This window comes from Variovorax sp. YR750, assembly GCF_900109805.1.
Taxonomy (GTDB): domain Bacteria; phylum Pseudomonadota; class Gammaproteobacteria; order Burkholderiales; family Burkholderiaceae_C; genus Variovorax; species Variovorax gossypii.
In genome coordinates this window covers 21,025-40,721 of the sequence record NZ_FOBJ01000020.1, presented here as the reverse complement: position 1 = coordinate 40,721, position 19,697 = coordinate 21,025, and the positions used below count along the sequence as shown (strand labels likewise).

Genomic DNA, 19,697 nt, shown 5'->3' with positions numbered 1-19,697 from the left:
GCCCGGGGGCCGCGCTCTCCTCTGTGGAAACCCTCGGAGCCCACCTCGAAGCCCCGAAAAATTGACCTTGGTTAACAGTTCTGAAATATCCTGCGCCTGACACGGAACAGGGCAGCGACGCCTGAGGAACAGCACAGGGATGTCACCAGATGATTCGACTGACGCTGTGGGCCGTATCCGGTCCCGCTGGAGGCCTGCGGCGTCCGACCACCGCGCTCGGCTGGCTCGAGTGCACGACCGCCCTGGCATGGCTGTCCTGTGCGCAGGCTCAGGCCGAGCCCCAGAAATCCCAGGCTGTCGTGGCTGACGCACGCATCGAAACCCTCGATCGCGCGCAGGCGGAGCAGGCGCGGCTGAAAGCGCTCGCCGATTCCGCGCCCAAGGCCTACGAAGACCGCTTCATGACCTCCGACGCCGACGCCCGCGCGGCCGACGCGACGCCCGAGCCCGAGCAGCCCGAGGGCTACCGGGCCTGGCTGGTCGAAAGCCGCATCGGCTTCGGCGACGCCACCACCACCGGCTACGGCCGCCAGCGCGCGACCGAGTTCGGCCAGCGCTTCGAATACCGTCGCGAAACCCTCAACTACGGCGAGTTCGTGCTGCAGGCCGACGGCCGCCACCTGGGTGGCGACAACAGCGCGAGCGGCCTGGGCATCGGCTCGCTGGGCTATGCGCGCGAAGCCACCAGCGGCCGCTTCACGCTGCGCGACCTCGGCTTTCCGCTGACCACGCAGACCTTCGCCGACACCGCCGTGGGCGACATCCAGAGCGAACTCACCGACGGCCTGGCGCGCAACTACAGGCTCTCGCTGGGCTCGACCACGGTGCGCGGTGCGTCCACGCGCGTCTTCAGCAACGACTTCGACCTGCGCGCCGGCTTCGGCCAGCGCGGCAACCTGACCGGCGGACCGTACCCCGGCTTCGAGAAGAGCCAGGGCACGCTCGGCTGGCTCGGGGCCACGCTGCGCCTGGGCGAGCCGTGGTTCGCGTCGTTCCAGCTCGACCGGGCGCGCAACGTGCCCGCCTACTACTACGACCCGCTCACCGCCCAGGGCTACGGCCGCAAGGACGTCACCAGCTGGGCGAGCTCGGTGGGCTGGGGCCGCGAGGTGGTGCGCGACGGCGACTTCAAGGCCCGCGCCACGCTGGTGGGCAGCCGCGTGAGCTCGTCCACGCCGGGCGTGGCCACCGGCGATTCGCGGGGCCTGTTCGTCGAGGCGAGCGCTCGCACGGGCCTGTACCGCCACGAGTTCGGCGCATACACCGCGCGGCCCAACCTGTACTTCGGCGACTACGCGCTGGCGACCGGCACGCGCGGCGCGTACTGGCGGGTGGACCGCAACACCAGCCGCCTGAGCTGGGGCGTCGGCCTGGACTACGAGCGCTCGCAGCGGGATACGAACTTCAATCTCGCGGGCTACCGCCGCGTCGGCGCGAGCGGCAACTTCCAGTACCTGTTCGACCGCGACAACTCCGTCGGCGGCAGCCTGAGCGCCTACCGCACGCGCTACGACGGGCTCCCCGACGGAAGCACCACGGGCAGCAGCGGCGACGGCCGCAGCCTCTACGGGAGCGCCTTCTACCAGACCCGCTTCTTCGACTGGCCGCGCAGCCGCTTCTCGCTGACGGTGCGCCGCAACGAGCTGATCGTGCTCGGCGACTCCGCGGCCACCGGCCAGGAGCTGCAGTGGGAGCAGGACTGGATCGGCGGGCGCCGCGAGACGATGCGCCCCGAGCTCACCACCACCGTCGGCTACGCGCGCGACCGCAGCGGCGGCACCTCGCGCAACTACCCGACGGCGGGCCTGCAGTTCCGCTACTGGATCGACAACGGCTTCCACGTCGGCGGCAACCTGCGCTACACCTCGCAAAGCGGCGGCCTCTACACCAGCCGCGGCCTGTCGGGCTCGCTCACGGCCGAGAAGGAACTGGGCATGGGCTGGCGCGTGGGCCTCATGGCCAACTTCAACCAGGCGCGCGCATCGCTGCTGCCGACCTCGTACTCGTCTCCCAACCTCTATCGCAGCAACGAGAAAACCGCCTACGTCTACCTGCGCTGGGAGGGCAGCGCCGGCACCGCCTTCCGCCCGGCGGGCGCGCGCGGCGAAGGCGCGGGCGGCGGCAGCATGTCGGGGCGGGTGTTCTACGACGCCAACCGCGACGGCGAGCAGCAGTCGGGCGAAGGCGGCGTGGCCGGCGTCGAGGTGCTGCTCGACGGCCGCTACCGAGCCATCACCGACCGCGACGGCCGATTCGAGTTCCCGCTCGTGACCACCGGCCGCCACCAACTGACACTCACGCTCGAAAGCGTGCCGCTGCCCTGGGGCTCGGCCGGCGAGACGGGGGTGAGCGTGAACGTTCCGCTGCGTGGCCGCGCCAGCGCGGAGATACCCGTCGTCAAGGTGGGCGAATGAGCCGCGCCGACCTCCCGCTTTTCCACACCGCCGCATCCAACCAGAAGGAGTTCCCATGATCCGAACACCCCTCGTGCGCAGCATGCAGATCCTTTCGCTCGCCGGCCTCGCGCTGGCCGGCGGGCAGGCCCTGGCCGAGAGCCAGTACGGTTCCGGCACTGGCACCATCATCGCGCAGGCCAAGGTGAACCTGAGCGTGACGGTGCCCAAGCTGATCCTGCTGCGCGTGGGCTCGACCAACACCACGGTCGACACGGTGACATGGACCTCCGCGCTCAGCATCCCGGGCGTTCCCACCACGCCGATCACCGGCAACAACACCAACGTCGACTGGAGCGGCGCGGCGCCCACCGTCACGACCTCGACCGCCGCGAACACGCTCACCGTGTACGCCTGGACCAATGCCGGCGCCGGCACCATCAACTGCGCCATGGGCGCATGGGCGCCCCTCACGGGCGGCCCGGCGAACGCGGACTTCACCGTCACCACCACGGGCACGCTGCCGCACCCGGGGGCCAACCTCGGCGCCTGCGCCTCGACCTCGTTCCCCTCGAACGCGGTCGCCACCGGCACCTGGGCCTACACGCTGGGCGGCACGCCCGCCGGCTGGGTCGCGAACACGTACACGAACACCATCACGTACACGGCCCAGGGCATCTGACGATGCCGGCGCGAGCGGCGATGGCAACGGCAATGGCGAGCGCGACGGCGCTCGCAGCGGCGGCGGCTTTGCTCGCCTCCACGCCCGCGCGCGCCGTCATCACCACGGTCACCGACACCGGCAGCTCCTACCTCCTGACGCTTCGCGTGGGCTCGGCCGGCGCTACCGTCGACACCGTGGCCTTCAGCGTCACCGGCGCCAACGCCGGGCTGACCCCCACGGCCGTGACCGGCACGCCGACCATCGACGTCTGGGTGATACCGGTGCGCCCCGTGGCCAACACCACCGTGGCCCGTCCGGTGACGCTGCGCGTCGACTCGTCCGTCGCCCTGACCTGCCAGTCGGGCGGCTGCGGCACCACGGCCATTCCCTTCAGCAAGATCAGCTGGGTGGCAACGGGCAACAGCAACGCGGCCTCGGGCGACATCCAGAGCGGCCGCTTCGACGCCACCGCCAACCAGTCGATCGCGAGCTACGACGCGAACGCCACCTTCTGCGTCGGCCCGCTCGGCCTGCCCTGCGTGCTGGGCGTCGGCACCTGGACCTATCTTTCGCGCAACCTGACGGCCACGCGGCTGCAGTTCAGCTACGACAACGACGTCATCTACCCCGGCGGCAACTACAAGGGCACCGTGCGCTTCACGGCCTCGATGGAATGAAGCCGTCATGCCTTCGCCGCTCGACTGCCGCCGCCGCGCTGCTGTGCGGCGCGGCTCTCGTCGCTCCCGCGTGGGCGAACATCGCCCGGCTCGACGACTCGACCTCGCCTCGCGCGCATGTGCGCAGCGATTTCAGCAATGCTCAGGCGATGGACGGCCACGTGGTCGTGCTCCCCCTCGGACGCATCGAGTACCGGCTGGCCATGACGCCCCACATGGGCCGGCGCGCGCGCATCTTCTACGTGATTCCCGCCAACGTCGCGGGCCTGCGCTCGCCGGCGGGAATGCAGGTGCAGTGGCGCGGCAGCGGCGCATTCGCGAGCGGCAGCGGCCGGCCCGGCGACCGGGTGCAGGTGTGGAACGGCGTGGTCCAGGCTCCGTGGATGAACGAGACCTTTGATCTCACGCTGCGCATCGACCCTCGCGAGCTGCGCATGCCCGCGGGTTCGGCGCTGAGCTTCGAGTCGTTCTTCGAAATCGAGACGCTGCCATGAACGCTTTCCGCTCTTCTTCCTTACTTGCACTGCTGCTGGCAACCGCCGGCGGCGCGATGGCGGCCTCGCCCTTCGAGCTGGCCGTCACGCCGTCGCGCTTCGAGCTCGCGGGCAAGCCCGGCACGCGCCTCGGGCAGTCGCTGGACATCCACAACCTGGCATCGACCGCCACCGAGGTCTCGATGCGCACCATCGACTGGAGCTACTCGGCCGAGGGCAACATCGGCTATCACGACGAGCTGCTGCCAGGCAGCTGCAGGCCGTGGGTGGTGCTGGAGCGGCGCAGCGTGTCGGTGCCGGCGCGCGGCAAGAGGTCGTTCCGCTTCCAGGTCGATCCGCCGGCCGACGCGCCGCGCGGCGAGTGCCGCTTCATGATCGCCATCGAGGGCACCGAGCCGGCGCAGCAGACCGTCATCCGCAGCGGCGGCGCCAGCCTGAGCCTGCCGGTCACGGGCCGCATCGCGGTGGCGGTGTACGTCATGCTCGACGGCGCCGAGCCCAGGCTCGAGATCAGGCAGATCGCCAGCGGAGAAACCGGCGGCGCGCGCCGCGCGGTCGTGACCGTGGCCAACACCGGCGACGCACACGGCCGGCTCGAAGGCAGCCTGGACGCCACCGACAGCAAGGGCCGCGCGTTCGAACTGGTGCCCGAGGGCACGCCGATCCTGCCGGGCCAGACGCGCACGCTGGCGCTCGTGCCCAAGGCCGAGAACGGCCAGCCGGCGCCGCAGCCCGTCTACCCGGTCAAGGCCAGCGGCAGGCTGGACTGGGACAAGGGCAGCTTCAAGGTCGACGTGGAACTGAAATGAAACGGCCCCAGGCTCCGCGCGCTTCGTGCCGCTTCGCACTGGCGGGCGCGGTCGCCGGCGTGCTGGGCACGGGCATCGCGCAGGCCGCGTCCAGCACTGTCGGCCCCAGCGCCTCGGTGCCGCTGAGCACGGGCGTGAACCTCGACTTCACGATCGCCATCGACAAGTTCATCTTCTTCCGCATCGGCGACGGCGCCTGGCCCACGCCCGGAGGCACCACGAGCACGGTGAGCTTCGTGCTGACGCCCTCGATCCCGGGCGGGCCGACCACGCCGGTCGCCGGCAACAACACGCCGGTGAACTGGAGCGGCGCGGCGCCGAACTTCAGCGTCACGCCCAGCAACAACGCCCTGCCCGTCGAGGTGCGCAGCAACGGGGGGCAGATCACCCTGCGGGCGACGGCAACGACGCCCCTGGCGAGCGGAGCGAACACCATTCCGCTGTCGGAGATCACCATCGCCAGCAGCGACACCAACCTGCCCGCGCCGCAGATCCCGAACACAGGCACCGGCACGGCGGTCAACGTCGTGGGAACCAGCTTCGCCAACCTGGTCACGCAGCGCAGCGCGACATGGACCTTTTCCTACGCCAACCTGGCGAGCCGCACCGCCGGCACCTATACAGGCCAGGTCACCTTCACCGCCAGCTCGCCCTGACCCTGCCCCCGCGCAGGCAAGTCACGGCATCGCCCCCTGGAGGACTTCTTCCAGAAACACCGCGGAACCGGCTCCGCCGGGCCGCAGGTGTTGCCCCCGGTAGGGGGTTGGCGCAGCGACACGAAGTGCGCGAAGCCTGGGGGCGAGCCCTATCTCGGCAGCGATTCCACCTCGCGGGTCCAGCGGTCGATGATGCGCTTGCGCTCGGCCGCCTTGCCGTACTTCTCGAAGTCGTACTTGATGAGCTTCACGTCGGCCATCGACGGGATGCGCGGGTCGGGCTTGAAGGTCTTGTTGGCCGGCGACTGCAGGCTGCCCGACTTGCCGCCGATGGCCTGGCCCGCGGGGCTCATCAGCCAGTCGTAGTAGCGCTTCGCGTTCTCCTTGTTGCGCGCGCCCTTCACGAGCGCGATGCCGCCGACCTCGTAGCCCGTGCCCTCGCAGGGCGCGGCGGTCTTCACCGGAAATTTGTCGTAGCGCCAGCGCTCGAAGCCGAAGATGAAGCTCACGCCGATGGCGACCTCGCCCTTGGCCACGTTGGGCGCCTGCGCCTGGCCGCTGCGGGTGTAGCTGGTGACGTTGCGGTGCAGCTTCTTCAGGTACTCGAAGGCCTCCTCCTCGCCCATCTGCTGCACCAGGCCCGCGATGATGGTGTAGGCCGTGCCGCTGGTGGCGGGGTGCGAGATCTCGATCTCGCCCTTGTATTCGGGCTTGACGAGGTCGGCCCAGCACTTCGGCTCGTGCAGCTTCTTCTTTTTCAGCACGTCGGTGTTGAAGCCGAAGCCGATGGCACTGGTGTAGAAGCCGCCCACCATGTTCTGCGACAGCGCGTACTGGCGCACGGCCCAGTCGTGCAGGTCGTTGATGTAGGCCGGGCGGTAGGGCTCGAGCAGGCCCTGCTCGGCCGCCTGCAGGAACGGATCGCCGGTGCCGCCCCACCAGATGTCGGTCTTGGGGTTGGCGGCCTCGGCGCGCAGCTGGGCGCCGATCTCGCCGGTGCCCTTGTGGGCCTGCTGCACCTTGATGCCGGTCTCGCGCGTGAAGGCCGCGGCCGCCGCCTCGCACCAGCCGGCGTCGGTGCTGCACAGTGCGTTGACGGTGCCTTGCGCTGCGGCGTTCGGCGCGGCCAGGAGAAATGCCGCGGCAATGCCCGCGGCGGTGGCGATGTGCCGGATGGCGAATTGGCGCATGGGCGGATCTCCTCGTTGTCGTTGTTGGAAGACGCAGGATAGCGCCGCTCTTCAGCGCGCGGCCAGCAGCGGCGGCAGGTGCTCGGCCAGCCAGTCAGTCACCACGCGCGTCTTCAGCGGAAGGTATCGGCTGCGCGAGCGAATCACGTTGAGCGCGAAGCCGAAGGGCCGGGGCTCGTCGAACACGCGCACCAGCGTGCCGGCGGCGAGCGCATCGGCCGCGAGCCATGCCGGCAGGCGGGCGAGGCCCATGCCGCCGACGGCGGCTTCGAGCAGCACCTCGGCGCTGTCGCAGCGCAGCCGCGAAGGCGGCGTCAGTTCGACGAGGCGGCCTTCGGCGTCGTGGAAGCGCCAGGACGAAACCTGGCCGTCGCGCGCGTAGAGCACGGCCTCGTGTTCCTTCAGTTCGTCGACGCCCGAAGGATGCCCGTGGGCCGCAAGGTAGCCGGGCGAGGCGCACAGCGCCATCCACTGCATGCCGACCGGCCGCGCGACCAGCTCCGCGCTGTCGGCGAGCTCGCCGCTGCGGATGGCGAGGTCGAGCCCCTCCTCGACGAGATCGACGCGCCGGTCGTTGAACGAGAGCTCCAGCGACAGCTGCGGATGCCTGCGCGCCAGCGCCAGCAGCAGCGGCCCGACCTTCAGCCGCCCCAGCATCGCCGGCATGCTCAGCCGCACGAGGCCCGAGGCGGTGCTGCGCGCCACGTCGGCCACGGCCTCGGCAGCGTCGAGCTCGGCCAGTGCGCGACGGCAGCGCTCGTAGTAGCCGTGGCCTTCCTCCGTGAGGCTCTGGCTGCGCGTGGTGCGCAGGAAGAGCCGCGTGTCCAGCCGCGCCTCGAGCCGCGCGATGCTCTTGGCGACGGCCGAGCGAGTGACGTGCAGGCGCTGCGCGGCCAGCGCGAAGCTGCCCGCCTCCACCGCGGCGACGAATTCCTCTATGCCTTGAAGGCGCTGACTCATTGGATACTTTCAGGCACCATTTGAAAGAAAATTATCCACCACCGGATAGCTTTCATCGTCAATAGCATGACGGCTCCTTGTCTTTCCCTGGAGTTCTCTCATGCAAGAAGAAACAGAAGCAGAAGCCCGAACGCTGCGCCGCTGGCAGCTTCCCAGGCTGGGCCGCGCTCATCTCGAACAGGCCGAAGCCCCCTTGCCCGTGCCGGGCGCGAACCAGATCCTCGTGAAGGTCGGCGCGGTGTCGCTCAACTACCGCGACCTGCTGATGACGCGCGACGGCATGGGCATGGCGCTCGAACTGCCCTTCGTGCCCGGCTCCGACATGGCCGGCACCGTGGCGGCCGCAGGCCCCGGCGTGACGCGCTTCGCCGTGGGCGATCGCGTCATCAACACCTTCTGGGGCGGCTGGATCGACAGCCACTGGCACGCCGGCACTACGCTGCTCGGCGGCCCAGGGCCCGGCATGCTCGCCTCGCACGTGCTGATCGATGCCGACTGGGCCGTGGCGGCGCCAGCGACGCTGAGCCTGGCCGAAGCCAGCACGCTGCCGTGCGCGGGCCTCACCGCGTGGTTCGCGCTGACCGAGACCGGCGCGCTGCGCGCGGGCGAGACGGTGCTGATCCACGGCACCGGCGGTGTCGCGCTCTTCGGCCTGCAGATCGCGCGGCTGCACGGCGCGCGGGTCATCGTGGTCACGGGCGGCGACGAGGCCAAGCGCGCGCGGGCTCTTGCGCTCGGCGCCACGCACGTGCTCTCGCGCGAAGGCGACTGGCCCGCCGAAGTGCGGCGCCTCACGCAGGGACGCGGCGCCGACCACGTGCTCGAACTCGCGAGCGGCCCCAACCTCGACCGCTCGCTTCAGGCCGTGAAGCAGGGCGGACGCGTGTCGATCATCGGCATGCTCGAGGGCGAGACGCTGAGCGCCTCGTTCTACGCGATGGTGCTGGGCCGCGTGACGGTGCAGGGCATCGGCGTGGGACATCGCCGCGCGCTGGAAGACCTCGTGCGCGCCGTCGATGCGAATGCGCTCAAGCCGGTGATCGCCGCGCGATACGACTTCGCCGCGCTGCCCGATGCGCTCGACCACCTGGAGCGCGGCGCGTTCGGAAAGATCGTCGTGACCCTGTAAAAGATCACGAAACGCGCTGGTGCCGCAGATGCAACGCAGTTGCGGCAATGCACAAAAGCCGCGCCATCCGTGAACAGGTTCCGTTAGTGCCAACGACTTGCTCGACGCCCTCTATTTGCGTTCCTAGAATCCGGCCGCGCATCGCTTCGCGGCCTGCGCGCCTTCTCAACTTCAGGATGGAGCGTTATGGAACACAGTACCTATAAAAAGTGGTCTGCCGAGTTCATTGGTACTTTCTGGCTCACGCTCGGAGGCTGCGGAAGCGCAGTCCTGGCGGCGGCCTTTCCAAATGTCGGCATCGGCCTGCTCGGCGTCTCGCTGGCCTTCGGTCTCACGGTGGTGACGGGGGCATACGCACTGGGCCCGATCTCGGGCGGTCACTTCAACCCCGCGGTGTCCATCGGCCTCGCGGCCGCGGGCCGCTTCAAGGCCTCGCAGCTCGCGGGCTACATCGTGGCGCAGGTGCTCGGCGCCATCGCTGCGGCGGGCATCCTGTACCTCATCGCCACCGGCAAGCCGGGCGCGGACATCGGCGGCTTCGCAACCAACGGCTATGGCGAGCACTCGCCCGGCAAGTACGGCATGACAGCCGCGCTGCTGTGCGAAGTGGTGATGACGGCCGTGTTCCTGATCGTGATCCTCGGCGCCACCGCCAAGCGCGCGGCCGGCGGCTTCGCGGGCCTCGCGATCGGCCTGTGCCTCACGCTGATCCACCTGATCTCGATCCCGGTGACCAACACCTCGGTCAACCCGGCGCGCAGCACGGGACCGGCCCTGTTCGGGCCGTCCTATGCGGTGTCGGAACTGTGGCTCTTCTGGGTGGCGCCCATCGCGGGCGCGATCATCGGCGCGGTGATCTACCGCGCGCTGCTGAGCAACGGCAGCGACGACTGAGCCTCGCCGCCGCCGTCGCATTCACTGACGGCGGGAACCGAAACGCAGCGGCCTCAGCTGCCGCTGCCCGACTTCACCATCGGCAGCGAAGTCGATTGCCCGATCGCCTCGGTGCCGCTCGGGTGCGAGGCCGCATAGGCGCCGGCCTGGATGTCGGACACCGGCGTCGTCGAATTCATCGCGGGCGCGCTGGTCGACTGGCCGATGGCTTCGGTGGTCGTCGGGCGTGCGGCAGCCATCGCACCGGCCTGCACTTCAGGCTTTTCAGGCGAGTTCATCTGCAGCGGGTGGAAGTCCGAGCCATCGGTGGTTTCGGCCGATGCGGTGACGGCACCCATGGCTGCCAGCGCAGCAAAGGAACCGACGGCAAGAAGCTTGAAGGAAGTGCGCATGGTGTGTTCTCCTGATTCAGGTTGTCTCCGGTCACGAGCCATCGCGCGAACTGCGCGTGGCAGGACCTGAATGCACTCTAGGCACGCAGACTGAGTTGGATGTGAGCGAAGAGTTAGGCGCGCGTGAGCGGCGCGCTTTTTCCTGAAACTTTGGACCGCACCGGCTTCATGCGCCGGACGGCCTTCCCGGTTACGCCACTGCGGGAGAAGGCAGGCGCACGCGCGCCATCAGCCCTGGGCCGTCGCTGCGATTGCGCAGCTCGATGCGCAGGCCGTGCCGTTCGGCCGCCGTGCGCGCAATGGCCAGCCCCAGCCCGCTGCCACCCGCCGCCGCACCCGGCACGCGGAAGAAGCGGTCGAACACGCGGCCGATGGCGGCCTGCGGAATGCCCGGGCCGTTGTCGAGCACGTCGACCACCGCATGTCCCTCGACCTCGTGCAGCTTCACGTCGACCACGCCGCCTTCGGGCGCATAGCGCAGCGCGTTGTCGATCAGGTTGTCGAACACGCTGCGCAGCTCCGCCGCCGGCGCGAACACCACGGCGGCGATGCCGCCTTCGAAGCCGATGTCCACGCGCCGCGCGTCGGCCAGCACCATCAGCTGGCTCACGCTGTCGCGCAGCAGCACCTCGATGTCGACGCGCTCGCTCGCGTTGCCCACACGCGGCGCGTCCTGCCTGGAGAGATGCAGCAGCTGCTCGATGAGGTGCTGCGCGCGCGTCACGCCAGCCTCGAGCTGGTTGAAGCGCTCGGTGGCCTCGCCGGCCGGCACGTGCGCGCGCAGGTTCTCGATCTGCAGGCCGATGGCGGCCATCGGCGTGCGCAATTCGTGGGCCGCGTCCTGCACGAAGCGCCGCTGCGTGGCGAAGGCGCTGCGCACGCGCGACAGCAGGTTGTTGAAGGCGCCCACCAGAGGCGCGATCTCGTCGGGCACGCGCGCGAGCGAGAGTTCGGTGGGGCTGCGCTCGTCCTGCGAGGCCACGTCGCGCGCCACCGCGCGCAGCGAGCGCGAGGCGGCCGACACGATGATCCAAAGGATCAGCAGCGCCAGCGGCAGCAGCAGCGTGATCGGCAGGCCTTCGAGCAGCGCACGGCGCAGGGCGCGGCGGCGGCGGTAGTCCTCGTTCTGCAGCACCTGCACGCGCGGCTGGTCGGCGCGCGTGCCTGGCTCGGCGGTGAACACGCGCCAGGCGGAGCCCGAATGCGTGCCGGTGTTCACGTCGCTGAAGCCGGGCCGGGCCTGCAGGGGCACCGTGAGCACCGGCCACGAGGTGGCGCGCAGCGTGGCGCCGTCGGGGCTCCATATCTGCACGATGAAGGCGCCGCGCGAGAAGGCGGCCTCGCCGTCCATCGGATGCGGCAGTTTCTGCGGGTCGCTGCCCGCGTACGACTCGGCCACGAGGCGCATCTGGTCGTCCAGCGCGTTGTGCACCAGGTTGCCGTACGCCACGAAAGAGAACCACGCCGTGAGCACGGCCGCGCCCAGATGCAGCGTGATGAGCCAGAACAGCAGCTGCGTGCGCAGCGAGCGCGGCCGCCACCAGCGGCCCGTGCCGCGCGAAGTCCCGTTCATTGGCAGGTCAGTCCGGCAGCCTGTTCGCGGAACACCGCGGAGCCGGCTTTGCCGGGCCACCGGTGTTGCCCCCGGCAGGGGGTTGGCGAAGCGACACGAAGTGCGCGAAGCCTGGGGGCGAGCATCGTCATGCGGCTACGCGCCACCCAAGCCCGCGCACGTTGCGGATCGCGTCGGCGCCGAGCTTGCGGCGCATGCCGTGGATCAGCACGTCGATCGCGTTGCTGGTGACTTCCTCGCCCCAGCCGTAGATGCGGTTCTCGAGCTGCTCGCGCGAAAGAATGGCGCCGGGCCGCTCCAGCAGCGCGTGCAGCAGCGCGAACTCGCGCGCGGTGAGCGCCTCGCGCGCGCCGTTGACCACCACCTCGCGCGTGGTGAGGTCGAGCTGCAGCGCGCCGCTGCCCACCAGCGAATGCGCCGCGCCGTCGCGGCGGCGCACCACAGCGCGCATGCGCGCGAGCAGCTCGCGGAATTCGAAGGGCTTGAGCAGGTAGTCGTCGGCGCCGAGGTCGAGGCTGTGGATGCGGTCGTCGAGGCCGTCGCGCGCGGTGAGCACCAGCACCGGGGTGGCATCGCCGCGTTCGCGGGCGCGGCGCAGCACTTCGGTGCCGTCCTGCTTGGGCAGGCCCAGGTCGAGCAGCACGCAGGTATAGCCGCCGTCGCCCAGCGCGCTCTGCGCCAGCTCGCCGTCGCGCACCCAGTCCGCGGACCAGCCCGCGCCCTCGAGCGCCTGCTTCAGGCTGCGCCCGATCATTTCATCGTCTTCCACCAACAGCACGCGCATCGCGGCACTCCTTCGGCCGCAAGGTAGCACGCGACCGGGATGATCGGAAGAGCCTGCGCCGTGGCGCAGAGTAGGTACGAATACTTAGCGCACGCTTAGGCGGCGGGCGTGCCGAAGGGGCATGGCGGGGTCGGTCAGGCCATGCGCACGGCATGGCGCTCGCCCTCGCCGTCCGAGCAGAAGGCGAGCAGGTCGAGGGCTTCCTTCTCCACACCGGCGCGATCCGCCTTCGACCAGTGCGTGAACGCCTCCAGCACCACGGTGGCGGTGCCGTTCTTCGCGCGCTCGATCTTCCAGACGCCCGCCACGAAGCCGTCGAGCAGCACCGTGCCGCGCACGATGCCGTTGATGGTGAACACACGGGGGCGGTGCGACTCGCTCAGCACGCGGCCGCGGTCGGCGTGCGAGAGAAGCAGGTTGTCCCATTCGGCGACGAAGCGCGGCGGCGCGGGCGTGTCGGGGTCGGGGCGCGGCGCCCGGGGCAGGTCGAAGAGCTCCTGGCCGTCTTCGCCGGCGAACACGCGCAGCCGGGGCCGCAGGCGCTCGGCAACCGCCTTCCAGCCGGTGAGGCCCGACCATGCGCCGGCATCGGCCAGCGTTGCGGGTCCGAAGGCGGCGAGATAGCGCAGAAGCAGGTCGTCCTGCGTGGCCGGGGGAGCGTCCGCGGCTTCCCCGAGCCAGTCGCCCAAAGGCTGCAACACCGCGTTCTGATGCGAGTTCCAGGTACCGGCAGGCGGCAGGTGCACGAGCGGCAGGTTGTTGCGGATCAGTGCGGCGAGCGAGGCGGGCTCCCTGCCCGTCCACTGCAGGCCGAGGGCCTGTCCGAGCTCCGCGCCGGTGCGCGGCTTCTCGTCGAGCAGCGCGCGCCCCGCCGCGACCACCGCTGCGCGATCGAGCCCTTCGAGTTCCTTCTTGTGGTTGCTGCCCAGCAGCCCTCGCTGATGCACGGGCTCCAGCAGGGGGCGCCATGCCAGCGCGTCCTGCGCGGTCATCAGGTGCAGGGTGGCGCGCAGGGTCGACATGCGCACGATGCGGCGCTTGCGCAGGGCCTCGGTGAGCTGTTCGCGCCGGAAGCCCTCGATGCGGCTCCAGAGGCCGACGTAGGGCGGATTGGGCGCCTGCGCCTGCAACCCCGCCAGCCGCTCGACGGCCTGCGTCGCAGTGAGCCTGCGCCTCTCCAGCAGCATCTGCCGCGCCAGCGTGGCGCGGTTCAGCGCGCGCAGGCTCAGAACTTCTCGTGCGGCGCCAGGTATCGCCATTGGCCCACGGGCAGGTTACCGAGCATCACGCGGCCGATGCGCACGCGCTTCAGGCCGACCACCTTCAGGCCGACCAGCTCGCACATGCGGCGGATCTGGCGCTTCTTGCCTTCGGTGAGCACGAAGCGCAGCTGCTCGGGGTTCTGCCAGTCGACGCGCGCCGGCTTCAGCGCCTGGCCGTCGAGGCTCAGGCCGTGGCGCAGCTTCGCGAGCATGGCCTTCGGAAAGACCGCCTGCACGTTGGTGGTGACGGGGTCGTCGTCGTCCAGCCGCACCAGCTGGCCGGTGGGCGCGGGCTGGCCCAGGCCGTGGTAGGCCACGCGCACCAGGTACTCCTTCTCCATCGTCGAGTCCTCGCCGATGAGCTGGCGCGCGATGCGGCCGTCCTGCGTCATGACCAGCAGGCCGGTGGAGTCGATGTCGAGTCGTCCGCAGGGCGCGAGGCCACGAAGCTGCCCCGGGCTGAAGAAGAAGCGCGCGTTGTCGTCGGCCCAGCGGTTCTGCGGCGTGAAGAGCTTGACCGCCGGATCGTGCCCGTCCTCGGCCTGCCCGCTCACGTAGCCGATGGGCTTGTTGATGAGGATGGTGACCTGGTTCGCCTGCTGCCCCTTGGCGGCCTTGTCGACCTCGATGCGGTCGGAGGGCGTGACCTTCACGCCCATCTCGGCCGGCTTGCCGTTGACCTTCACCCAGCCGTTGGCGATCCATTCGTCGGCTTCGCGGCGCGAGCACAGCTTGAGCTCGGCCATGCGTTTGTTCAGGCGCACGGCATCGGTGGGGGAAGTGGAGGGCTCTGTCATCTCGGGCTTGATCAATGGGCGGCACCGATGCTATCCTGAACCCAGACGCGAGTTGATCGCGTCCTTTTTGGGGGATTCCCAAGTGAGCACACGCAAGTACCAGTACGCCATCGTCATCGGGCGTTTCCAGCCCGTTCATTTCGGACATCAACGACTCATCGAGGAAGGCCTCCGCGCCGCCGAGAGGGTCATCGTCGTGGTCGGCTCCGACCGGCAGCCACGCAGCGTCAAGAACCCCTTCACCTTCGACGAACGCGAACGCATGGTGCGCGCCTGCCTGCGCGGCACCGAGCAGATGCGCGTGAGCGTGGTCGGCGTGGGCGACTCGCCCTACAACGACCAGATCTGGATCGCGTCGATCCAGTCGGCGGTCGAGCGGCTCATTCAACAGGACGGCCATGCGCCCGCCAAGGCAAAGGTGGCGCTGGTGGGGCACCTGAAGGACTCGTCGAGCTACTACCTCAAGCTCTTCCCGCACTGGGAGTTCGTCGGCCAGAACAGCGTGGAAAGCCTCAACGCCACCGACGTGCGCAGCCTCTACTTCGACCCCGAGAACCGCGGCCAGCTCGCGCGCGCCGACCTGCCCGACGGCACCGCGGCCTTTCTCGACCAGTTCACCCGCACGGCCGACTACGCCGAGCTCTGCGAGGAGCGCGCCTTCCTCGCCGACTACCGCGACAAGTACCGCTATGCCGGCAGCGAGTTCCCGCCGATCTACACCACGGTCGACGCCGTGGTCGTCGAGGCCGGCCACATCCTGCTGGTGCAGCGCAAGTTCCATCCCGGCAAGGGCACCTGGGCGCTGCCCGGCGGCTTCGTCGGCCAGCACGAGCGGCTGCAGGACGCGGCCATCCGCGAGCTGAAGGAAGAAACGCGCCTGAAGGTGCCGGTGCCCGTGCTCAACGGCAGCATGAAGGCCAGCCACGTGTTCGACGCGCCCGACCGCTCGCAGCGCGGCCGCACCATCACGCACGGCTTCTTCTTCGAGCTGGCGCACAACCAGTGGGCGGGCCTGTCGGACGTGCGCGCCGACGATGACGCGGCCGAGGTGCGCTGGGTGCCCATTGCCGAGTTCCTCGACATGCAGGAACGCATCTACGAAGACCACTTCTTCATCGCGAATCATTTTTTGGGTGGCCTGGGCAAGAACTGAACCAGGCTTTGTCAGCAAGAACGGCCCCGGTTGACGGGGCCAACGTGAAAGGAGCTTTCACATGAACCGCAATCTCGCCTCCACGCCCCTGGGCAACAACCTGCTGCTGCGCACCGACTCCTACAAGGTGTCGCACTGGATGCAGTACCCGCCCGGCACGCAGACGGTGTACAGCTACATCGAGTCTCGCGGCGGAATCTTCAGCCACTCCCTCTTCTTCGGGCTGCAGGCCTACCTGCGCGAGTACCTGCAGACGCCGGTGACGCGCGACGACGTGGAAGAGGCCGCAGCGCTCATGGCCGTGCACGGCGAGCCCTTCAACCGCGAGGGCTGGCTGCGGCTGGTCGAGAAGCACGGCGGGCTGATGCCGGTGCGCATCCGCGCCGTGCCCGAGGGCAGCGTGACGCCGGTGCACAACGTGCTCGCGACCATCGAGAACACCGACCCCGAGTTCTTCTGGGTCACGAGCTTCCTCGAGACCGAGCTGCTGCGCGCCGTCTGGTACCCCACCACGGTCGCCACGCTCTCGGCCGCCGCGCGCACCACGCTGCTGCGCTACCTGGAAGCGACCTGCGACGACCCGCAGGGGCAGATCGCCTTCAGGCTGCACGACTTCGGCGCGCGCGGCGTGTCGAGCCTCGAATCGGCCGCGCTCGGCGGCATGGCGCACCTGGTGAACTTCATGGGCACCGACACGCTGGCCGCGCTGGTGGCCGCGCGCCGGTACTACGACTGCGACGTGGCGGGCTTCTCGATTCCCGCGGCCGAGCACAGCACCATCACCGGCTGGGGCCGCGACCACGAGGCCGATGCCTACGGCAACATGGTCGACCAGTTCGGCAAGCCAGGCGCGACCTTCGCCGTGGTGAGCGACAGCTACGACATCTTCAATGCCTGCGCCCGCATCTGGGGCGAGGAGCTGAAGGCGAAGGTGGTGGCCTCGGGCGCCACGCTGGTGGTGCGGCCCGACTCGGGCGACCCGGCCGAGACCACGCTGAAGGTGGCGCAGATACTGGCCAGCCGCTTCGGCACCACGACCAACGCCAAGGGATTCCGCGTGCTGAACAACGTGCGCATCATCCAGGGCGACGGCGTGAACCTCGACTCGTTGCGGCTGTGCCTGTCGAACTTCTTCCACAACGGCTTCTCGACGGAGAACATCTCCTTCGGCATGGGCGGCGGTCTGCTGCAGCAGGTCAATCGCGACACCATGCAGTGGGCGATGAAGTGCTCGGCCATGCAGGTGAACGGCCAGTGGCGCGACGTGTACAAGTCGCCGGTGGGCGACGCGGGCAAAGCCTCCAAGAAGGGGCGGCTCGCGCTGGTGCGCGACGCGCGCGGGGAAGTGAGCAGCCTGCGCGAAGACGCCCTGGCCGACGGGCAGCTCGACCTGCTGCGCACCGTGTTCGAGAACGGGCGCATCGTCGAGAGCACCACCTTCGATGCCGTCCGCGAACGCGCGGCCGCGGGCGTGGGCCAGCTGGTGATGTCGCGCGCGCCGCTCTGAGGCGCGGGCGGTCTCCCGGGGCGCCCGGCCGCCCCGGGCCATGGGCGCTTTCGTGCGCGGGCGGTACTGCCACATGCCATCGCCATAATCCGCCCAGACCGCCGAACCCATGACCAAACTCCTGATCCTCAGCGTGAGCGCCGGCAACGGCCACGTGCGTGCAGCACAGGCGCTTGCCGCCACCGCCCAGTCCCTCGCCCCGCCCTGCACGGCGGTCCACATCGACGCGATGGCCCACGTGGCCGCCGGCTTCCGCAAGGTCTACACCGACTGGTACATCCAGCTCGTCAACCGTGCGCCCGAGCTGTGGTCGTACCTGCACCAGCGCACCGACGTCACGCCGCACCACGCGCCCTCGCAGCGCCTGCGCCGCGGCATCGAGCGGCTGAGCACCGGCGCGCTGGTGCGCGAGATCCGCCGCGAGAAGCCCGACGCCGTGATCTGCACCCACTTCCTGCCGGCCGAGCTGCTGATGCGCGAGCGCAACCGCGGCCGCATCGACTACCCCGTGTGGCTGCAGATAACCGACTACGACCTGCACAACATGTGGCTGGTGCCGGGCATGACGGGCTACCTCGCGGCGACGGAAGAAGTCGCCTTCCGCCTGCGGGCGCGCGGCATTCCGCCCGAGCGCATCCACGTCACCGGCATTCCGGTGATGCCCGCGTTCTCCGAGCCCGATGCGCCCGCGCTGGCGCGCGATGCCTGCGTGGCGGGCCTCGGCCTCGATCCTTCGCGCCCGGTGCTGCTGATGGTGTCGGGCGGCGCCGGCGTCGGTGACCTGCCGAGCATGGTCGAGCGCGTGCTCGGCATGGGCGGGCCCGACGGCAAGCCGAACGACTTCCAGGTGATCGCCGTCGCAGGCCGCAATGCGGAGGCGCACGGCAAGCTGGAAGCGCTGGCCAAGCGGCACCCGGGCCGCGTGGCCGCCATCGGCTTCACCAACGAGATGCACAGGATGATGGCCGCTTCCGACCTGGTGGTGACCAAGCCCGGCGGCCTCACGGTGTCGGAGTGCCTGGCGCTGGGCAAGCCGATGCTGCTGATCTCGCCCATTCCGGGGCAGGAAGAACACAACGCCGGCTTCCTGATGGAGGAAGGCGCGGCCTGGCTCGCCTACGACGCCATCGGCCTCGACTACAAGGTGGCGCGCCTGATGGCCGACCCCGCCAAGCTCGCGAGCATGGCCACTCGCAGCCGCGCGCTGGGCAAGCCGCAGGCCGCACGCTCCGTGCTTCGACACGTACTGGGTACCGCGGCATGAGCGGCGCAGTCGAAAAGACGAGCGTGGCCCGCACGCTCGGGTACCTCGCCTGGGTCATCGTCATGGCCTTCTTCTTCGCCAATGCCGAGATCCAGATCGAGGGCGGTGCCGGCTGGGCCACGTCGCTGCCGACCTGGCGCATCGAGAACAGCATCTGGCTCGACATCTTCTGGGGCGGCCGCGCAATGACGGGCTACCACGCCTGGGTGTTCACCTTCATGGCACTGGTGTTCTTCTCGCCGCTGGCCTTCAACGGTCGCCGGACCTGGCGCGACGTGGGGTTGGCCGTGGCAGGCCTCATCGTGTTCTGGGTGTGCGAGGACTTCACCTGGTTCCTCATCAACCCGGCCTTCGGCTGGGAGCGCTTCAATCCGGTGGACGCTTTCTGGCACAAGCACTGGATGTGGGGCGCGCCCGTCGACTACTGGGGCGGGCTCGCGGTGGCGGCGATCATCCTGGTGACGCGGCACTGGCGGCGCAAGGACAGCCGATGAGCAGCAGCAGAAGGCGCAAGGAAGGCCGGCAGGAGCACATCGCCGAGGCACCGCGCCCCGGCCACTGGGCCGATCCGCTGGACGCGCTGGGCGTCGAGAACCTGCACCGCATCACGCCCACGCTGTACCGCAGCGCCCAGCCCCGGCGCGCCAACCTCGCCGCGCTGCAGTCGCTGGGCATCCGCACCGTGGTGAGCCTGCGTTCGTTCAACGACGACCGCGAGGTGTTCGCCGGCAGCGGCATCCGGCTGGTGCGGGTGCCGATCAACACCTGGTCCATCGACGACGCCAAGGTGCTACGCGCGCTGCACGCCATCCGCGCGGCCGAGAGGCAGGGCCCGGTGCTCATCCACTGCATGCACGGCGCCGACCGCACCGGCGTGGTCGCGGCGGTGTACCGCATGGCGATGCAGGAATGGGACAAGGAGAGCGCCCGCCACGAGATGCTGCGCGGCGGCTATGGCTATCACACGCTGTGGCGCAACATCCCGCGCTACATCGAGCGGCTCGACCCGGCGAAGATGCGGCACGCGCTGGCGGCGGACCATTCCACGCCGCCGCCGCAGGTGTCCTGAAGGCGCCAGCGGCCGGCGGACCTCGCTCCT

At 69.8% G+C, this 19,697-nt stretch carries 20 protein-coding genes; 13 read left to right on the top strand and 7 right to left on the bottom strand.

The features are described from left to right. Positions 1–149 precede the first annotated feature (149 nt). From BMY35_RS32585 to BMY35_RS32560, 6 genes are read left to right on the top strand one after another with little or no spacing between them, the layout of a single operon-like run. Entirely contained in the window at positions 150–2,414 is a 2,265-nt protein-coding gene (locus BMY35_RS32585; protein ID WP_093208317.1) for an SdrD B-like domain-containing protein, read from the top strand. A gap of 55 nt (positions 2,415–2,469) precedes the next feature. Beyond that, complete coding sequence (locus tag BMY35_RS32580) at positions 2,470–3,075, top strand: hypothetical protein (RefSeq protein WP_093208314.1); 606 nt, start codon at positions 2,470–2,472, stop codon at positions 3,073–3,075. A gap of 20 nt (positions 3,076–3,095) precedes the next feature. Next, positions 3,096–3,734, top strand: coding sequence for a hypothetical protein (locus tag BMY35_RS32575; protein WP_256230278.1), 639 nt, complete (start codon positions 3,096–3,098; stop codon positions 3,732–3,734). After that, positions 3,731–4,228 (top strand): hypothetical protein, encoded by a 498-nt coding sequence (locus tag BMY35_RS32570; RefSeq protein ID WP_093208309.1) that lies wholly within the window; start codon positions 3,731–3,733, stop codon positions 4,226–4,228. Before BMY35_RS32575 ends, BMY35_RS32570 begins: the two co-directional genes overlap by 4 nt. Beyond that, a complete protein-coding gene (locus BMY35_RS32565; protein ID WP_093208307.1) occupies positions 4,225–5,037 on the top strand; it encodes a COG1470 family protein in 813 nt (270 codons plus the stop codon). The genes BMY35_RS32570 and BMY35_RS32565 overlap by 4 nt, the downstream gene beginning before the upstream one ends. After that, positions 5,034–5,693, top strand: a complete 660-nt coding sequence (locus BMY35_RS32560; RefSeq protein ID WP_093208304.1) for a hypothetical protein — start codon at positions 5,034–5,036, stop codon at positions 5,691–5,693. The genes BMY35_RS32565 and BMY35_RS32560 overlap by 4 nt, the downstream gene beginning before the upstream one ends. Before the next feature lie 149 nt (positions 5,694–5,842). Here BMY35_RS32560 and BMY35_RS32555 read toward each other — a convergent pair whose 3' ends face one another. Both BMY35_RS32555 and BMY35_RS32550 read right to left on the bottom strand, forming a co-directional pair. Beyond that, the gene (locus BMY35_RS32555; protein WP_093208302.1) at positions 5,843–6,883 is read right to left on the bottom strand and encodes an ABC transporter substrate-binding protein; all 1,041 of its coding nucleotides are present in this window, start codon (positions 6,881–6,883) and stop codon (positions 5,843–5,845) included. 51 nt (positions 6,884–6,934) lie between these two features. Beyond that, on the bottom strand, positions 6,935–7,843 hold the full coding sequence (locus tag BMY35_RS32550; protein WP_093208300.1) for a LysR family transcriptional regulator: 909 nt from the start codon (positions 7,841–7,843) through the stop codon (positions 6,935–6,937). A 100-nt stretch (positions 7,844–7,943) separates the two neighbouring features. Between BMY35_RS32550 and BMY35_RS32545 the strand changes: the two genes are divergently transcribed. Together BMY35_RS32545 and aqpZ are read left to right on the top strand one after the other, a co-directional pair. Next, positions 7,944–8,972 carry a zinc-dependent alcohol dehydrogenase family protein gene (locus BMY35_RS32545; protein WP_093208298.1) on the top strand — a complete coding sequence of 343 codons (1,029 nt, stop codon included), beginning with the start codon at positions 7,944–7,946 and terminating at the stop codon, positions 8,970–8,972. A 186-nt stretch (positions 8,973–9,158) separates the two neighbouring features. Further along, positions 9,159–9,866: an aquaporin Z gene (gene aqpZ / locus BMY35_RS32540; protein ID WP_093208295.1), complete on the top strand. Its 708-nt coding sequence runs from the start codon at positions 9,159–9,161 to the stop codon at positions 9,864–9,866. Positions 9,867–9,919: 53 nt separating this feature from the next. Here the strand turns inward: aqpZ and BMY35_RS32535 are convergent, their stop codons facing one another. The 5 genes from BMY35_RS32535 to BMY35_RS32515 form a co-directional block, all read right to left on the bottom strand. After that, complete coding sequence (locus BMY35_RS32535; protein WP_093208292.1) at positions 9,920–10,258, bottom strand: hypothetical protein; 339 nt, start codon at positions 10,256–10,258, stop codon at positions 9,920–9,922. Between the two features lie 190 nt (positions 10,259–10,448). Beyond that, positions 10,449–11,831 carry a sensor histidine kinase gene (locus tag BMY35_RS32530; RefSeq protein WP_093208290.1) on the bottom strand — a complete coding sequence of 461 codons (1,383 nt, stop codon included), beginning with the start codon at positions 11,829–11,831 and terminating at the stop codon, positions 10,449–10,451. 127 nt (positions 11,832–11,958) lie between these two features. Next, positions 11,959–12,615, bottom strand: coding sequence for a response regulator (locus BMY35_RS32525; RefSeq protein WP_019657727.1), 657 nt, complete (start codon positions 12,613–12,615; stop codon positions 11,959–11,961). Positions 12,616–12,749: 134 nt separating this feature from the next. Beyond that, complete coding sequence (locus BMY35_RS32520) at positions 12,750–13,874, bottom strand: winged helix DNA-binding domain-containing protein (protein ID WP_093208287.1); 1,125 nt, start codon at positions 13,872–13,874, stop codon at positions 12,750–12,752. Beyond that, entirely contained in the window at positions 13,841–14,674 is an 834-nt protein-coding gene (locus BMY35_RS32515) for a pseudouridine synthase (RefSeq protein WP_093208515.1), read from the bottom strand. Before BMY35_RS32515 ends, BMY35_RS32520 begins: the two co-directional genes overlap by 34 nt. An 82-nt stretch (positions 14,675–14,756) precedes the next feature. Between BMY35_RS32515 and BMY35_RS32510 the strand changes: the two genes are divergently transcribed. The 5 genes from BMY35_RS32510 (at position 14,757) to BMY35_RS32490 (ending at position 19,667) form a co-directional block, all read left to right on the top strand. Then, the gene (locus BMY35_RS32510) at positions 14,757–15,827 is read left to right on the top strand and encodes a bifunctional nicotinamide-nucleotide adenylyltransferase/Nudix hydroxylase (RefSeq protein WP_093208284.1); all 1,071 of its coding nucleotides are present in this window, start codon (positions 14,757–14,759) and stop codon (positions 15,825–15,827) included. 61 nt (positions 15,828–15,888) lie between these two features. Beyond that, positions 15,889–17,334: a nicotinate phosphoribosyltransferase gene (locus BMY35_RS32505; RefSeq protein WP_093208281.1), complete on the top strand. Its 1,446-nt coding sequence runs from the start codon at positions 15,889–15,891 to the stop codon at positions 17,332–17,334. 109 nt (positions 17,335–17,443) lie between these two features. Beyond that, complete coding sequence (locus BMY35_RS32500; RefSeq protein WP_093208279.1) at positions 17,444–18,598, top strand: MGDG synthase family glycosyltransferase; 1,155 nt, start codon at positions 17,444–17,446, stop codon at positions 18,596–18,598. Further along, the gene (locus BMY35_RS32495) at positions 18,595–19,092 is read left to right on the top strand and encodes a hypothetical protein (protein ID WP_093208276.1); all 498 of its coding nucleotides are present in this window, start codon (positions 18,595–18,597) and stop codon (positions 19,090–19,092) included. The genes BMY35_RS32500 and BMY35_RS32495 overlap by 4 nt, the downstream gene beginning before the upstream one ends. After that, entirely contained in the window at positions 19,089–19,667 is a 579-nt protein-coding gene (locus BMY35_RS32490; protein WP_093208273.1) for a dual specificity protein phosphatase family protein, read from the top strand. The genes BMY35_RS32495 and BMY35_RS32490 overlap by 4 nt, the downstream gene beginning before the upstream one ends. Positions 19,668–19,697: the final 30 nt, after the last annotated feature.